Genomic DNA, 16,081 nt, shown 5'->3' with positions numbered 1-16,081 from the left:
TAAAAGTGGGGGGATTACCCCGGCACACCAGCGTGCACACATGCCGACAGTGGACGCCGTGCAGACACCAGAGAGCCAGTCGTTCGATCGCCTGCAGGTAATCAACCAGACTCAGGCCCAGGCACGCGAACAGCAGCAGGTGCTGGAGCAGTCGCAGCAAGCTGTCAGCCAAACCGGTCCGTCGATGACGCGCTGAGTGTTTTGCCGACAGACTGATGGGATGCCTCTGAGATCCTCTAGTCGCGATTACCGCGCAGGCCGGTCATTTCGTCTTCAAAGGGCGCTGCGTCCTGGCCGGGCCTGAGTCCTCACTGCGCTTTCAAACAACCGACAAATCCACCACGCGGCCCTAACTCCAGCGCAATCGATCCAGTCGGGGTCACGTCCCGTTCCGTGCGCTCCCAGGCATCTGGCCGCGCATGCGCGTCGCGCAGTTCCGTGAGCTTCCAGTGTCCTTTCTTCAGGAATTCCAGATCGATCGCCATGCGCGTGGGGGCGCCGCCGTTGATGACTGCGATGAACCAGTCGCGGCCATGGCGCCTGGCCATCGCCGCCACCTTGCCCGGTTCGCTGCCGGGCAGGACGATGGTGTCGTCCCATGTCGCGGGCACTGCCTTGAGCACGTCCAAGGCGGGATTGGCGAGGTAGGTCTGCGGGTGCCCGCCCATCGCCAGGAATGGCGAGGTGAACAGGATCATCTGGGCCAGTTCGTGCGCCCAGCTGTTGCCCATCAGTTCTTTCGGTTCGAACACGGTGGGCGTGTAGTCGCCCGGCCCGACGACGTCGCGGGTGAAGGGCAGGATGGTGTCGTGGTCGGCGGGCAGTACGCGCTGGTAGCGGGAAATGTGCCATTCGTGCCCGCGCACGCCCTCGCGGGTGAGGACATTGGGCCAGGTGCGCTCGGTGCCGGTGGGTTTCATGGCACCGTGGAAATCCACCATCAGGTGCTCGGCGGCGGCGTCGCGCGCCACGTCCGTATACCAGTTGGACCAGTCGCGGTTGGCCGGTGCGGGGAAATCGACCTTGACCCCGACGATGCCGGTCTCGGCGATCTTGCGCAGCAGCGCCTTGCGCTCGGGCGCGTGCTGCACGTCGCGGCTGTGCATCCAGAGCCATAAGCCGACGCCTTGCGTGTGCGCATGGCGCGCCGTGTCGGACAGGGTGTCCCACGGCCGCGTCCATGCGCGCCAGCCGTCGTCCACCAGGTAGTACTCGAAGCCCAGCTGATGGGTCCAATCGACCCATTGCCGCTGGTCGTCCTCGCGCGGTTCGCCGACCGCCAGCCATTGCCATGCCGAACGTCCGGGGCGGATCCAGTCTGCGCTGGCCAGCGCGGGCGAAGGCGGCGGATTGAGGTTCTGCACCAGGGTGGAGTTGACCAGGTCGGTCAGCGAGCGGGCAATGATGGTCACGCGCCACGGCTGCACGACGGCGGCATCGGTGCGCCAGCCCTGTGGGTCGGCATAGAGCACGCCGGCCAGGCCGCCGTCTGCGCCGCGCTCGATGGCCAGGTCGCCGTAGTCGACCACCGCCGCTTCGCTCAGGGTGATCCAGAATCCCTTGCTGTGCGCGGTGAGCGGCAGGCCGTAGCGTCCCGCTCCCAGGTCGCGCAGCGACAGGCCGGTGTAGACGTTCTCGTAGTCGGGCAGCAGTGCCGTGGCCCACACCGGCGGATCGTTCTCGGCCAGCTTCCAGCCGGAGCGGTCGGCCTCGATGGTGCTGCCCTTGCTCGCGGGCAGGCGCAAGCGCACCGCGACGCCGTCGTCGGCGACGTGCAGGTCGGCCTCGAATGCGCGGCCGTGCGCGGTCAGCGAGACCGTGGCGGTGTTGGCGTGGTCGCGCGCCATCGCCTTGCCACCGTTGAGCCGATAGCGTGTATTGGTGGCCCCGCGGCGTACGTTGCCGATCGCGCTATGCGAGCCGAGTTCCAGGCCGTCCACACGGATGCCCAACGGCGAGGGCGCCAGCAGCGCCTTGCCGTCGGCTTGGATCCTGTAGCGCAACGCGCCCGCGTCGTCGCTGAGCACCGCCACGATGCGGTGATCGGGACTGGACACCGACACGGAGCGGGCGTGCACACCGCCGGACAACGCCACGCCGATTGCGCATGTCAGCCAGGTGCCGGTGTCGCGCATCCACTTCCGCTTGTTCGCTGTCACATCGCCCTCGGTTCGATCGTTCGGAAAGTCGAACATGCATCTTATTCAGGATGGGGGCGCAATGCGTGCCAGGCGTGTCATGCGCGCAAGGTCCGTGCAGCGTGCGCCGCCATGAAACGAAGGCTGCGACTGATGCAGAGCGACCAGGAGCAGCATCCCCGGCGATGCGGCTCCACGCGCTGCTGGCGCGCGATACGCGCATAGGTGTGATCTTCCGCGGAATGACGGAGGCAAGGCTCACTTATCCTTCGACGGCGCTCTGCTTGCGTGGCCGATGAGCAGGCCTGACTCCGAACTTACAGGCCAGCTGAGCGACGCAGTTGATCAAAAGCTAATGACCAGTTCAAGCCTGTCATCGACCCATATGCTGGGGCATCGTTTGATCCCAGTGGAAGCTCAATCCAACGGTGACGTGGCAGTAACGTGGAAAGTATCTTCCAGCAGCGCAAAGAGACTCTCAATGGCAGCAAAAAAAGCATCCAGAGAAAACAGCCTGCGTTGCATGGTGCTGATCGTAGTCGCATTGAGTGCGGCGTGCTGCAGCGCTTCGCCTCCTGCCAGCGCAGTGGGTGCAAACCTCGCAAAGAAGTGGGCCTATGCCACGCGGTGCGGTTCTGGCCACTTTCTCAGTGTCGACCTCCATCAGCAGAAGAACCATGTTACGGGCGAATGGAGCGAAGGCACCAATGCTCGCGGAGGTGGCGGAAAGTTGGAGGGAGATATGCGTAACGGCAAGCTCTACGTTCGCTACTGTAGCGATGACGGTGGGGCTGGCTATGACGCGTGTCCAACGTTCTCCGGTGAGGAGGACTACTTCGTACTGGAGCAGGGGGCCTTGGTGCGCTATCAAAAGTTCGGTTCTGAGTACAAGCGGGATGTCGCCCTGCGTCCAGATGTTGAGGGGCAGCAGATTCCAGCCGAGGAGTGTGCAGGCACGGAGAGCGGTTCATAAGCACACGCACAGATCAGGAGCTGCTGGCGCCCTTGCACGTCGCTGTCGGTGTGAAATCCGGGAGCGGATATGCGGCCATCGATTGAAGGTTGCTGGTGATAAAGCAGCGGGTCCTTGCTAGAGCCCTGTGCGGAAGACGTCTTGGCCAGGGCCTGCTGCTGCCCGAGATGACGGCCAGTCACCGCTGTATCGTTCTTCGACTGGAACGGCACCCGGTTGTTCCCGTGCCGCACGATGTGCTGCGGAACGTCGGAGAGGTCGAACGTGGAAGCTTGACCGCACCGCAAAGCTCGCAGCCAGACATGCGTGTTGATGGCGGTGGACCATTCGAAATCTCAGGCAATCGCCAACATTTGCGCAAGAGATGAGCGTTATCCCGTTAGCCTGGGTCAAGCCATGGGACGAACGCCGCTTGCGCGACGTGCCGTCCTTCTCTGCTAACGTAGCGCACCAATCAGATTTCTCAAATCTTTTTCAAGAAGTCCTTGGCATTCAAATAATCAGTTACGTAGCCCGCCGGCGTGTCATTAAACGCGGACATATTGCCATCTGGGTCCACATAGGCCTGGTAAAGATTTTTCGTGCTGGCGGCCCTGTCCGCACAGCTGTGGTTTTCTCTCAATGCGCGAATCAATGCTGACGCAGCCTGCGGACCAGCAGGATGCTTTGTCCTCATTTTCGTGAAGCGCTCCATCCTTGAATTATCTGCAGGCTCAGCCGCCAGCGCTTGAGCAAGCAAGGGGTTTGGCTCTGCTGGTCCGGGGGCATGCGACATCAGGGGGATGGGAGCGGAGCTTTCCATCCGCTCTCCATACGTGTGAACTTTCTTCAGCATTGGCCACGGATCAACGACGACCGCATGATCGCCGACGGCTCTGTCACGCCAATCGCCGATGATCACATAATTGTGATCGCGCTCAGCATGCTTGACTTGGATCACCGGCATTTTTCTAGGCATGCTACGCAGCTCGGCTGCACTCATTCGTCGATGTTCTCCGCAGTTGCCTCCGCCAAATTCTTTAATTTTTCTCACCTCGTCGAATTCGTCAGAGCAATGCCCACCCTCAACCATGTCGCGGGCCAGTTTCATGCGAGTCCAGCTGCGGCCGCCACTCATGCAAATTGCGGTTTCTTGATTCCCGGGTCCGTCGGGAAACGTCTTGTAACCGGTCTTTTTAAGGACTCGACTTGCCAAGCCCATCGCCTCGAATGTCTTACGGGAGACCGCCATGGGCTCAGGCACGACACCTCCTGCGATTTCCTGCAGACGTTCATCATGCACGTCAGAAAGAGACGACCATTCGCGTACGACTGAGCTAGACGAGCCGGATCGATTGATAGGCATAATCTTTCCATTGATTTCAGGAGTACTGATTGAATTTAACAAACAAGCGGATCGCCAATTCATTTCATCCGAATATCGCAACTCGGAAGCGAAGAAGTGTCTACACATGGTGGGTTGCGGGTAACACGACACACTTGGTGGCAGTGGCGCTTTACGGGAGACATAGGCGTGCCAGAGCTGCCTGTGTCTTTTCGGCAAAGGGCAGGTTCTTGTCGCGACAGTGATGGGATCAGGTTTCCGTGCTGCACGATGTACTTCGGAATGCCGGGAAGGTCGAGATTAGGAAGTCTGGTCATATGACAAGACTCGCGGCTAGGCGCTGGTGCCGCGCTGTCGAGGAGGACTCCAAACGGTGTGACCATCGCCCGACGCTTGCGTAGGAAGTGAGATGACGCCGTCAGCGCGTCGCATGGCGCCTCATGCCGGTGAGTGCGTTATCGAAACCAACGATCCCATTGGCCTGGCGTGCTCGAATTTAAGTTCGATTATTTATAACTCTCTGTGGCAGTGAGATACATCCGCAGGCATATATGAGGATCAGGTCGTAAAATATTTCTGTGATTCCACTTGCAATTTTATCCTGGAAATTAAGCTGCGGGCTCAAGATAGGGCATGCTGACGAAGGAGCATGCGGTAGATCTGTCTCCGGCGGCCTGGAAATAGGCCAATTCCATTTCAACCTGAAAGAAATAAAAAATGACAGTGCATTCAAGAAGAGGTTACTTCCGAAAGGCCGCGTTCTGCATTGCGCTCGCATTGTCGGCCGGCTTCGCCACATCGGCAAGCGCACAACAGGCAGTGCCCGTAACGACTTTCACAGTAAATTACAACGCCAACGTCAGAGCTGTTTACATACAAAACGTCAATAACCCCGGCGGATGGGCCTGTGTCGCGGTGGGGCCAGCGAGATCGACTGGCAGCTACAAACAGGCCCCATCCCTTCTGGCCGGCTTCACGTACAGCGTGCGTGCGATGAGTGCGGCTGATTGTAGAGCCGGTTCTGCATTGCCCAATCTATATGTGCGAGCCTTTACTGCTGTTCCTGCCAATCAGATATTTATTGATATTAAAAACTCGATTTCAGTAAACTATTAGGCGTTCAACGCGTAGCGCTGATTGCTGCGGCGGTCCATCCTGTTACGGATCGCCGCATTCCTTGGTGAAGCGGCCAGGTCCACCAAAATGGGGGCGGTGTGAAGTGGTTGCCCGCAGACTTCCCTGCGGCGATTTCTGGTGACCGAAGGCTGTAAGGAGATGTGCGTAACGGAAAGCTCTACGCTCGCTACCGTAGCTACCGTAGCGATGACGGTGAGGCAGCCGACGCGGCGTGCCCAACGTTCTCTGGAAATGTAGGCTATTGCGTGCTGGAACGGCAGGCTTTGATCCGTTATCAGCGGTTCGGTACGGGGTACAAGCGTGATGTTGCCCGACGTCCCGATGTCCAGGTGCAGCAGCTTCCAGTCGAGACATGTGCACACACGAAGAGTGGCGTCCGAGCACGCTCATAGCCCTGAGTCCCGCGCAGCGCGGGTCTTCATCCCCCAAGCGTTGCGGAAACATCGGCATGACAGCGCGTGAGAGCGCTGACGCCCACTACGATTGCGACGTAGGGCGGATGACCAGGCTGCCGACCTCGACATCATCTGGTTGATCGATCGCATAGCCGATGGCGTGCGCGATGGCCTCTGCGGACATGCCGCTCGCTTCGGACTGCGCCTGCAGACTTTGCCGCAGCGCGAGGTCGCTCACGGTGTGCAGCAACTCCGATTGCACCATGCCGGGTGAGACCTCGGTGACGCGGATGTTCGGCCCGGATTCCTGGCGTAGCGCCTCGCTGATGGTCCTGACCGCATTCTTGGTCGCAGCGTAGACGCCCATCGTCGGCACGATGCGCAATCCCGCTGTGGAGACCACGTTGATGAAATGGCCGCTCTGCTGGCGGCCGAAGACGGGTAGCGCGGCAGCAATTCCGTGGAGTACGCCACGCAGATTGACGTCGATCATCGCGTTCCATGCGTCGACCTGCAGGGCGTCGAATCGAGACAGTGGGCTGATCCCCGCATTGTTGACCATGACGTCGAGCCGCCCGAATTGCGAGCAGGCCAGGTCCACCAGACCCAAGACCTGCTCGTGCACGGTGACGTCGGTTGGCCGGTAGACCGCCTGCCCGCCGGATTGGATGATGTCCTTGGCGACCTCGGCGATGCGCGCCTCGCGGCGTGCACCAAGCACTACCTTGGCGCCGAGCGCGCCCAGGTGAAGCGCGGTGGCCCGGCCCATGCCGCTACCGGCGCCGGTGATGACCACGACCTTGTCTTTGATCGTCATCTGCGTGCTCCGTGGTGGATGTGCCACCCACGGTAGCGCTGCCAGCTGGATGAATTATGCTTGCGCGGCCATGATTTCATCGCAATCGTCCAAAGACGACCCACTCTCGCAGGTTCTGGTCGCGCTGGGTGCCAGCAGCGCCGGACTCAACCGGCTGGAGGCGCGTGGCGATTGGGCGTTGTCGTTTCCGGAAAAGCAGCGGCTCAAGCTGGTCGCGCTGATACGCGGGGAATGTTGGATCTGTCTTCCGCGGCGGGCGCCCAAACGCGTAGTCGAAGGCGACGTGCTGCTGATCGGCAATACGCCCTACGTTGTTGCCAGCGATCCGCAACGCGCGCCTGTCGATGGTGTCTCGCGTTATGCCGGGCAGCAGAGCCTGCGCCTGGGCGATGGCGACGACATGGTGCTGCTTGGCGCAGGCATTCTCTTCAGCGGCGAGAACAGCGGATTTCTGATCGATGCGCTGCCGCGACTCATGAAGATCCAGAGTGCCTCTCCATCCGCCGGCGCCGTGCGCACGACGCTGGATCTGCTCGATGCGGAAATGGGCCGGCATCGGATGGGCAGCGCTCGGGTCGCGTCGTGTCTTTCCGAAGTGCTGGTAGTGGAGGCCATTCGCGCCTACATGCACGCGCATACACAGGCGCACACAAGCTGGATTGGTGCACTGGGCGATCGCCACATCGGCGCGGCACTCGCGCTGATGCACGGCGATGTTGCACACGCGTGGACAGTGGCCGAACTGGCATCGCGCGTGGGCCTGTCGCGCTCGGCGTTTTCGTCGCGCTTTTCGCAGACCGTCGGGCAGGCGCCGCTGCACTACCTGACGCAGTGGCGCATGCTGTTGGCGCACAGGCTGCTTGCCGAAACCGGTCTGGATATCGCCCACGTTGCCGAGCGTGTCGGTTACCAGTCGCCGAGCGCGTTCGGCCATGCGTTCAAGCGCATGTTCGGGGCGGCCCCCAAGCGCCTGGTGAGGCCGAGCGAGACATAGCGCAGCGATAAACGACGTCGCCCAGCCGAAGCGTTTGCGAGTGCACGTAAGTCCGTCGCTGGCGCCCATGTGATCCATTGCCGGCCCTGCGCATGCCGCTGATCTTGTTCATCGGCTCGACCCGCCAGCAATCGCGCCCTCAGTGGTGTGTCGTGACGGGGTGAAGGAAGCGGAGTGGCGTGCTTTGATGCATTCGCGGCCTCTGGGATCACAGCGCGGCGACGGCCTACCGCCGATCATTACCAGCATGAATATCGGGAACCAGATCACGGCGCGCACCGTGACCGTCACCTCGGGCGACGCCGGGCACGCAAGCAGGAAAGTCAGTGTGGAACTGTCCGGTCGCCCCGATCCGCGGTGGCAATCGTGCTTCCACTTCGTCGTGCAGGGCCGCGATGGCTTCTACATGGAAGGCCGCCCGTTCTTCGACCAGTCCAACGTCGAATGCGTCGTGCCAGCCGGGCAGGTAGATGCCTTTCGGCGCGAATTACCGGAGGTTCTGGCATTGACCAACACGCTTGCGCGCGCGCAAGCCAACAAGGATGCGGATCGACGCTAGGCTGCAGTGGATGCATGCTGCAGACGATACGCAGGTGTGATCGGCGCCGCATCGCATTGACGCAGTATTGGTTGGATCCGGGTGCAAATCACCAATCGGTTGGTGCGTAATCCTTCAAGAACTGGCCCCACACATGTTCGCCGGTGTTGAAGCCGTGGATGATCGGGTCGACGATGCGCGCGGCGCCGTCGACGATATCCAGCGGTGGATGGAAGCGTTCCTGCTGGACCTTGAGCGCGGCGATCTCTGCCGGGTCTTCGTCGGTGACCCAGCCGGTATCCACACTGTTCATATGGATGCCGTCGTTCTGGTAATCGGCCGCCGAGGTGCGCGTCATCATGTTCAACGCGGCCTTGGCCATGTTGGTGTGCGGGTGACGCGTGGTCTTGAAATTGCGGTAGAACTGGCCTTCCATCGCCGAGACGTTGACGATGTGCTTGTCGCGTTCGGGCGTGCGCAGCATCAGCGGCTTGAGCCGCGCATTGATGATGAACGGTGCGATGGCGTTGACCAGCTGCGTTTCCAATAGCTCCACCGACGGCACTTCGGCCATCAGCAGGCGCCAGGAATTGCGGCCGCGCAGATCGACCTGCTGCAGATCCTGATCTAGGCGCCCATCGGGAAACAGATGCTGCTGGCCTACCAGCTCATCGTCCAGCAACGCGATCTGCGAGAGTTCGGCGGCACGGGTGAGGCCGTCGGCGCTGTCGAGCCCACGGCCATGCACCGCGGGCAACGCGGTGGCCGAGGCATCGCGGAGCAACTCCGGCGTGCGCAGGCCTTCGTAATGGCCGACAAGATTACGCACGGTCTCCGGCAATTCGTGCAATGCGGCAGTTTCGCCGGCCATCATGTGGGCGTAGAACTGCGGCGGGCGCCGCACGGTCTGGCAGGCGTTGTTGATGATGAAATCCAGCCGCTCGCGCGTGGCCAGCAGTTCATTGCAGAACGCTTCCACGCTGGGGGTATGGCGCAGGTCCAACCCGAACACCTGCAGGCGATGACCCCACTGCGCGAAGTCCGGCTCCTGCGCATAGCGCGCGGCCGAATCGCGCGGAAAGCGCGTGGTGACGATCAACGCTGCACCGGCGCGCAGCAGCTTCAACCCCGCCTGGTACCCAATCTTGACGCGCCCGCCGGTCAGCAAGGCGACGCGCCCGCGCAGGTCGGCGGTTTCGGTGCGCTTGAAGAAATTCAGCTCCGCACAGGTCGGGCACATCTGGTCGTAAAAATGATGCAGCTCGGTGAACTTCTGCTTGCACACATAGCAATGGCGCAGCTCGGGCGAATGCGTGGGCTCCGGCGCGGCAGTGGCGTTTTCGCCGTTGTGGGCATCGTGCAGGCCGGCGGCATGCGGCGGGAAATAGTTCGGCGTGCTGAACACCGGTTTGCGCCGTAGTGCGCGGATCCCGCGTTGTTCCAGCAGCGCTTCGGCCTTGCGCACCTTTTCCTGGTGGCGCTCTCGCTCGCGCTGCTTGAGCAACTGCCGCCGCGCCTTCGGCTCGGGGTGATAGACCCTGGCGACCACTTGATGCAGCCGCACACGGTCGGCTTCGGGCAGGCTGTCCAGCACGCTGCGGTCGGCGTCGATGGCCTCCAGCACGTCCAGGGCCGCGCGCAGGCGGTCGGTCAGGGGCAGCTCGTCGTTGGGTACGGGTGGGGCGTTGGTGTTCAAGGCAGGTCCGGAATGGGCGGCTGGCGGCGCAGGCAAGGATGGCCGGCAGCCAGCAGGCGAAGACGGGAGCGGGCGGGCAGGGCACCGCAGCGCATGGCCGCTGGCGGGAAGTCGGCAGGTGGGCATTTTCGCCGATTGTGGTTGGTTGGCGCCAATGCGGGCGGCTGAGCGGGTCAGCCAGGCTGTTGCCGGGCGCTTGGCTGGCGGTATTGGGCGCGCCTGGAGCGATGGGCTGTCGTTGGAAGTCCCCCGGGCTGCGCGGAGGATGCGACTGGCCGGATGTTTGGGTAATCTCCCGCCACACCGGCGCGGATTGGCGCCCGGGCATTCAAGGGGACATCGATGAAGACTTCCATGCTGGCCATCGGGCTGGCCGGCTTGCTGTGTGCGTGCACGGTTGTGTCGCCCGATCCGGGGCAGCAGGCCGTGTTGGTGGATAAACCCATGTTCTTCGGCAAGGGCGGCATCCGCCTGGACGATGTGCGCGATCCTGGCCGCACTTACACGTGGCTGACCACGTCGGCCACCTATGTGGATGTGACGCCACAGACCGTGCAGGTGGCGTTCGACGATTTCTCCTCCAGCGACAACATCCTGTTGGACTTCTCCACCCAGATCCAATACAGGATTACTGCGCCGGCGCTGTTGTTGTCCAGGTTCGGGCAGGATTGGTTCAAGAACAATGTTGCCAGTCAGTACGCGTCCATCGTGCGCGACCAGGTCAAGCGCTACGACATGACCAAGATGATGAGCGACCCCGACACCGCCAGGAAGATCGACGATTCGGTGACACAAAACGTCAGTGCCTTGGTCAAGGAGCAAGGCCTGCCGATCCAGATCCAGAACATCACCCTGGGCCGCGCGCGCCCGAATCCGGATGTGTTGCAACAGATGAATCTGACTGCCGCGCAGCAACAGCGGGTCAAGACCCTGGTGGAGGCGACCACCGCAGAACGGCAGCGCGAGCAGGAGCAAGAGGCCAAGGCCGACGCAGATAACGCGTATCGCAACCGCATGGGCCTGACGCCGGAGCAATACCTGGCCAGCCAGATCGCCGAGCTCAATGCCGAGGCCTGCAAGAAAGCGCAGGCGTGCTACATGGTGCCGTCGGGAACCTCGGTGATTGCAAGATAGCTGCGCCGTTGCCTGCCGCCACGCGCAAGCACCGGGTGATGAATAGTCACACGCGCGCATCCCATCGCGCTGCTCACGCAGCCTGCAACATCGGTGGGCTACGGTCGCCTGTAAGTGTGGCGGTGGGAGAAAACACGATGGGTCTGTTGGTCGACGGCAAATGGCAGGACAGGTGGTATGACACCAGCAAGAGCGAGGGGCGGTTCGAGCGCTCGCAGTCGCAGTTTCGCAATTGGATCACGCGCGATGGCAGCGCCGGGCCGCATGGCCAGGGCGGTTTTCGGGCCGCTTCGGGGCGTTATCACCTGTATGTGTCGCTTGCCTGCCCATGGGCGCACCGCACGCTGATCTTCCGGCGCCTGAAAGGGCTGGAGTCGATGATCGACGTGTCCATCGTGCATTGGCTGATGCGCGAGAACGGCTGGACCTTCGCCGACGGGCCGGGTGTGGTCGGCGATACGGAGCATCACGCGCAGTATCTGTACGAGGTGTACCTCAAGGCCGACCCGCATTACTCGGGTCGCGTCACGGTGCCGGTGTTGTGGGACCGCGAGCGCAGGACCGTGGTCAGCAACGAGTCGGCAGACATCATCCGCATGTTCAATAGCGCCTTCGACGAGATTGGCGCTGCAGACGGCGATTTCTACCCGCAGCCGCTGCGCGAGCAGATCGACGCGGTGAACGCGCGTGTCTATGACACCGTCAACAATGGCGTCTACAAGGCAGGCTTTGCGACCACCCAGTCGGCCTATGAAGAGGCGGTGGCGCCGTTGTTCGAAAGCCTGGACTGGCTGGAGGCGCGTCTGAGCGCCCAGCGCTATCTCTGCGGCGACCGGCTCACCGAAGCCGACTGGCGCTTGTTCACCACACTGGTGCGGTTCGATGCGGTGTATGTCGGGCACTTCAAATGCAATTTACGGCGCATTGCCGACTACCCGCAGCTGTCGGGTTTCTTGCGCGAGCTCTACCAGATGCCGGGGATTGCCGATACCGTGAACTTCCAGCACATCAAGGGTCATTACTACCAGAGCCACGACACCATCAACCCCACCGGCATCGTCCCGATGGGGCCGCTACTGGATCTGGATGCGCCTCATGGGCGCGGCGGCTGAGTCGCATGTCGAGATGGCGCGGCGGTGCAGTGGCGTATGCTGCGCTACCGCGCGATCAACAGGACGACGTCATGCTCAATCATGTGATGGTGGGAACGAACGATGTCGCGCGTGCGCGTGCGTTCTACGACGCAGTGCTAGGGGCTGTCTTCGGTGCGCCCGCGCCGTTCGTCAATCAGGCAGCAAGCGGGCACACGCGCCTGTTCAACCGGCATGCGGGCAGCACCTTTTGTGTGAGCGAGCCGATCAACGACGAACCCGCCAGCCCGGGCAACGGCGCAACGATCGGCTTCAAGTGCGACTCGCCCGAGCAAGTGCAGCACTTTCATGACATCGCGGTGGCTGCCGGTGGCATCTCCATCGAAAAGCCGCCCGGTTTGCGTGAGAGCAGCATGGGCCCGACGTGGTTGGCTTATGTGCGCGATCCCGATGGGAACAAGTTGTGTGCGATCTATCGCCCGGCGTGAACGTGGGTTTTGGCGTGGTCTGTCGCAGACATGATTTGCTGAGCTGATGACGCGCGCGCACGATCGCGCCCACTGGCAGGCCGTCAGCACGACGCGTGAGGCAGCGAACGTGCGTTACCGTTTGGCCGCATCGTGCATGATCAATGTTGCCGCACCCACCGAGATCGCATCTTCGACGACGCCGGTGCTGGTCTGGCCGTAGCGCTCGATCGCACGCATCCGCACATTGAAGGTGAGATGGGCGGCAGCAACTGCCGTCGTCGCGCCAAGCAGCGCCGCGATGCCACGTTGTTCGCGCGGCGCCAACGCAGTGCCGACGATCACACCAGTGGCAATGCGGGCAATCATGCCGGGCAGCACGATGCGGTCGGGAGCGGTCTTCATCTTGTCGCCGGCCAACTCGCCGCCAGCCAGTGCCAGCATGCCGGCCGATGCCAGTGGGTTGGCGAGCAATGCCGGCGCGCCATTGTCGGCAGGCAGCCTGCCGGTGCGTGCAGCGTTGGCGACGGCGGCCAGCGGCGTCATCGAGCGCATGCCGGCAACGGCGCCCATCAGGATGGAGTGGATCAAAGCCATGTGCACCTCTGCATGTGCTCGACCATCGCAGGCGGAATGCCTGCGCGTGGCACGCTGTTATCGATCTGCGCAGACTAGGGTGTGGCGTGTGTGGGAGGTGGCAAGACGTTGTGCACGCCGCGCATCGGTTGCGCTCGCATGCCGGTGTCTGCCGTATGCAACACGCTGCGCAGCAGCGGGTGGTGTTCGTGGCTGACCACTGCGGTGCATGCCGTCGCCTTGGGCACTTCAGTATCCAGACGGCATGCCTTGCGTCAGCGTTCGCTCCGATCGGCAGCCTTGCTCCCAAGCAACGCCTTCAGGCCGTGGGTGATACCGCGCGGCCCGATGCTCAGGTGGTCCTCATCGTCGAGAACCTCAAGTGTGAGATGCAACGACGGATAGCCACGCGCACGCAATGTACGCGCCATGTTCTGGGCGTCGATGACCATGTCGTAGGTCTGGTGATAGCGCACTTGTTCGTACTGGCCGATGTACATGTACACCTGCGCCGGCAAATCGCCATGCGCGGCAGCAAAGGTTTTTTCCTGCGCCACCATCGCATGTTCGCCATACCAGTACGACGGGCTGCCCAGGATGTAGCCGGAAAACATGTCCGGGCTGCTCAACAGGATCTGCGTACCGAGCAGGCCGCCGTACGAATGCCCCAGGTACAGACGCCGCTGTTCATCGGTTCGGTAGCGGGTGGCGACAAACGGCAGGACGCGATCGCGCAGGTATTGGAGGTAGGCAGCGCTCTTGCCGTGGGTGGCAACCGGTGCGGCGGTTGGGCCATCTTCCGGCGTCGGCGTGTAGTCGCGCCTGCGGCTCGGCATGGGCTCTTCGCCGACGGCGTAGGACAGCCCGACCAAAATGAAATCCTCGATGGCCGGGCCTTCGCCATTCAGACGGCGTGCGATCTGTTTGACCAGTGGGAACGCGTAATCGCCATCGGTGGCATACACCACCGGATAACGCCGCTGCGGGTTGTCCGCATAGCCACGCGGCAGGGCGACAAAGACTTGATAGCGGCGGCCCGAGACTGGATCCGGCACGTCCCAGACCTGTGTGTCGGCCAATTCGTAAGGATGGCCCTCGCCACGCTGGCTGCCGGGCGCGTGGGCAAGCGTATGTGCTGCGACCGCCGGTTGCGGCGTTGCTGCTTCAGCCGGTGCCGGCGCTGGTGCCTTGGCGCAGCCGACCAGCAGCACCATCCCTAATCCTGCCAACAACACAGTCTTCAAAACAGCCTCCTGCAAGGTGAATTCGCAACATGCAACACAATCGGTACGCTGCCTTCAGTTCAGCCGCCCAATCGCGCTCAACGCAGGTGTCTTGGCCATATCGTTCGGGTTGGTGCCTGGCATGTCCTGTGGCACGGGCATGCCCTTGCTGCGATAGAACTCGATCCAGTAAGGCGAAATCTTGCCGGTCTGCAGGTTCCTGAAGTTCATCGGTTGCAGGGCAAATACGTGATGCATGCGGAAGGCGCGCTCGATGAAGTCCGAGCAGTAGTAACTGTTGTCGTCCGGCACGTAGGTGTCGTTGTACGGCTTGCCTAGCATGCGCCGCGCTTGCGCGATGGCGTCGGGAATGGCTGGGCGATACGTGGCGGTGAGCCGATACACGACAATCTGCCGCTGCTTCGCGTTTGCTTCAGCAACGAATGCTGCCAATGGTTGTTCGCGCGAGCCGTGTTCGTCGGCGTGCAGCACCACCGCAGCATCACCTGCATGCGCCACCAGCGCGACATGATCGAAGCTGAGTTGGCCTTGTGTGGCAGTGGCGTTGTCGATGGCGCCACTCAGGCCGGTGCGCGCTGCGGTGACGAATAGCAGATCGCCGTCCTGCACCTTCAGCGCCAGCGCCGTGGAGGGTAGCAAGGCGACCAACAGTAACAACAGCAGAGCGATGCGCATGGAGTGAGGCTTCAGGACAACGGAGCCGGCATTATCGCCGGGATGCACGCGACTGGCGCCAAACAATGCAGGGACATGCGCGCATGTCACCCCGCATCGGGATGCAAGGCACGCGCACTCGCTGGGCCTATTGACGTCAGTTTCGTCGGCCGGGACTGTAAACTGGCCATGCCAGCGGGCGTCGCCGCCGCCATCGCGTCGCGGCAATCCCTGTCTGTCTGGAGTGTTGCATGCGTGCGTCTTCTGCGTTGTCGCCGATGGGCCGACTGTTTGCGTTGGCTGCGTTTTTCGAAGGGCTGACCTGGGCCGGGTTGTTGCTCGGCATGTTTCTCAAGTACGGGTTGCAGAGCACCGAGTCGGTGGTCTGGGTGTTCGGGCGCCTGCATGGCGCGGCGTTTCTGTTCTATGTCGCGGTCAGCGTCATCGCCGCATTGCGGCTGCGCTGGCCGTGGTGGGCCTGGGCCTTGAGTCTGCTGGCGGCGTTGCCGCCGCTGGTGACGGTACCGCTGGAGATGTGGTTCCGGCGTCTCGGCTTGCTGGGCCAGCGGCGACCTGCTGCGCACTGACCCGCTGCGCGCTCGGCGCGCGCGACACTTGGCGGCACGTTCGCCGCTGACGCTGGCCCATCAGATCAGAGAGCCGGTGTTTCTTGCGCCGGTGGCAAGGACGAGCGCGCGCGGTCGAACACACCAAACGGATGGAGCGCGCATGAAGGGTGCCGGCGTGCCGGTGGAATCGCTGTACTCGTCCAACGAGGGCAACGGCTTCTACACCGAGCCGCATCGATGAGTACGACACGCGCGTGCTGGCGTTGTTGAGCAAGCAGTTGGGTGGCGGTACGGCCAACTGAGTGGCCACCGTGTCATCCGGGTCTGCCCGGAT

15 protein-coding genes and 1 pseudogene are annotated in these 16,081 nt (G+C 62.4%); 9 read left to right on the top strand and 7 right to left on the bottom strand.

Going from position 1 to position 16,081, the window contains the following annotated elements; translation table 11 throughout:
* A pseudogene (locus J7367_RS09390) lies at positions 1-196 on the top strand (hypothetical protein); the annotation flags it as partial.
* Positions 197-308: 112 nt separating this feature from the next.
* Here J7367_RS09390 and J7367_RS09385 read toward each other — a convergent pair.
* On the bottom strand, positions 309-2,195 hold the full coding sequence (locus J7367_RS09385) for a glycoside hydrolase family 97 protein (RefSeq protein ID WP_209028917.1): 1,887 nt from the start codon (positions 2,193-2,195) through the stop codon (positions 309-311).
* Between the two features lie 238 nt (positions 2,196-2,433).
* On the opposite strand from J7367_RS09385, the gene J7367_RS22240 reads away from it, so the two are divergent.
* Entirely contained in the window at positions 2,434-3,111 is a 678-nt protein-coding gene (locus J7367_RS22240) for a hypothetical protein (protein ID WP_244667858.1), read from the top strand.
* 463 nt (positions 3,112-3,574) lie between these two features.
* On the opposite strand, the gene J7367_RS09375 is transcribed toward J7367_RS22240, so the two are convergent.
* A complete protein-coding gene (locus tag J7367_RS09375) occupies positions 3,575-4,519 on the bottom strand; it encodes a hypothetical protein (RefSeq protein ID WP_244672283.1) in 945 nt (314 codons plus the stop codon).
* Positions 4,520-5,152: 633 nt separating this feature from the next.
* On the opposite strand from J7367_RS09375, the gene J7367_RS09370 reads away from it, so the two are divergent.
* Positions 5,153-5,551 (top strand): hypothetical protein, encoded by a 399-nt coding sequence (locus tag J7367_RS09370; RefSeq protein WP_131701248.1) that lies wholly within the window; start codon positions 5,153-5,155, stop codon positions 5,549-5,551.
* A gap of 498 nt (positions 5,552-6,049) precedes the next feature.
* On the opposite strand, the gene J7367_RS09365 is transcribed toward J7367_RS09370, so the two are convergent.
* Complete coding sequence (locus tag J7367_RS09365; protein WP_057661384.1) at positions 6,050-6,784, bottom strand: SDR family oxidoreductase; 735 nt, start codon at positions 6,782-6,784, stop codon at positions 6,050-6,052.
* A gap of 49 nt (positions 6,785-6,833) precedes the next feature.
* Between J7367_RS09365 and J7367_RS09360 the strand changes: the two genes are divergently transcribed.
* Together J7367_RS09360 and J7367_RS09355 are read left to right on the top strand one after the other, a co-directional pair.
* Positions 6,834-7,778: an AraC family transcriptional regulator gene (locus tag J7367_RS09360; RefSeq protein ID WP_057661386.1), complete on the top strand. Its 945-nt coding sequence runs from the start codon at positions 6,834-6,836 to the stop codon at positions 7,776-7,778.
* A 247-nt stretch (positions 7,779-8,025) separates the two neighbouring features.
* Entirely contained in the window at positions 8,026-8,337 is a 312-nt protein-coding gene (locus tag J7367_RS09355) for a hypothetical protein (protein ID WP_057661461.1), read from the top strand.
* Positions 8,338-8,425: 88 nt separating this feature from the next.
* Here the strand turns inward: J7367_RS09355 and J7367_RS09350 are convergent, their stop codons facing one another.
* Positions 8,426-10,012, bottom strand: a complete 1,587-nt coding sequence (locus tag J7367_RS09350; protein ID WP_040965494.1) for an SDR family oxidoreductase — start codon at positions 10,010-10,012, stop codon at positions 8,426-8,428.
* A 354-nt stretch (positions 10,013-10,366) separates the two neighbouring features.
* Between J7367_RS09350 and J7367_RS09345 the strand changes: the two genes are divergently transcribed.
* From J7367_RS09345 to J7367_RS09335, 3 genes are all read left to right on the top strand, one after another.
* On the top strand, positions 10,367-11,146 hold the full coding sequence (locus tag J7367_RS09345) for an SPFH domain-containing protein (RefSeq protein ID WP_033480933.1): 780 nt from the start codon (positions 10,367-10,369) through the stop codon (positions 11,144-11,146).
* Positions 11,147-11,283: 137 nt separating this feature from the next.
* Positions 11,284-12,258, top strand: a complete 975-nt coding sequence (locus J7367_RS09340) for a glutathione S-transferase family protein (protein WP_057661389.1) — start codon at positions 11,284-11,286, stop codon at positions 12,256-12,258.
* A 71-nt stretch (positions 12,259-12,329) separates the two neighbouring features.
* Positions 12,330-12,725 (top strand): VOC family protein, encoded by a 396-nt coding sequence (locus J7367_RS09335; protein ID WP_057661463.1) that lies wholly within the window; start codon positions 12,330-12,332, stop codon positions 12,723-12,725.
* A 114-nt stretch (positions 12,726-12,839) separates the two neighbouring features.
* Here J7367_RS09335 and J7367_RS09330 read toward each other — a convergent pair whose 3' ends face one another.
* The 3 genes from J7367_RS09330 to J7367_RS09320 all read right to left on the bottom strand — a co-directional run bounded on the left by J7367_RS09330 (position 12,840) and on the right by J7367_RS09320 (position 15,214).
* Positions 12,840-13,301 (bottom strand): DUF4126 family protein, encoded by a 462-nt coding sequence (locus J7367_RS09330; protein WP_057661391.1) that lies wholly within the window; start codon positions 13,299-13,301, stop codon positions 12,840-12,842.
* Positions 13,302-13,555: 254 nt separating this feature from the next.
* Positions 13,556-14,494 carry an alpha/beta hydrolase-fold protein gene (locus tag J7367_RS09325; RefSeq protein WP_007966044.1) on the bottom strand — a complete coding sequence of 313 codons (939 nt, stop codon included), beginning with the start codon at positions 14,492-14,494 and terminating at the stop codon, positions 13,556-13,558.
* 84 nt (positions 14,495-14,578) lie between these two features.
* Positions 14,579-15,214: a YiiX/YebB-like N1pC/P60 family cysteine hydrolase gene (locus tag J7367_RS09320; protein WP_057661464.1), complete on the bottom strand. Its 636-nt coding sequence runs from the start codon at positions 15,212-15,214 to the stop codon at positions 14,579-14,581.
* Between the two features lie 215 nt (positions 15,215-15,429).
* Here J7367_RS09320 and J7367_RS09315 point away from each other — a divergent pair, with 215 nt between their 5' ends.
* Positions 15,430-15,765 carry a DUF3817 domain-containing protein gene (locus tag J7367_RS09315; protein ID WP_007972681.1) on the top strand — a complete coding sequence of 112 codons (336 nt, stop codon included), beginning with the start codon at positions 15,430-15,432 and terminating at the stop codon, positions 15,763-15,765.
* The last annotated feature ends 316 nt before the right edge of the window (positions 15,766-16,081 follow it).

The sequence above is a fragment of the Xanthomonas sp. D-36-1 genome, from assembly GCF_017746155.1.
GTDB classification, from domain to species: domain Bacteria; phylum Pseudomonadota; class Gammaproteobacteria; order Xanthomonadales; family Xanthomonadaceae; genus Xanthomonas; species Xanthomonas cissicola.
This window is presented reverse-complemented; position numbering and strand designations above follow the sequence as displayed.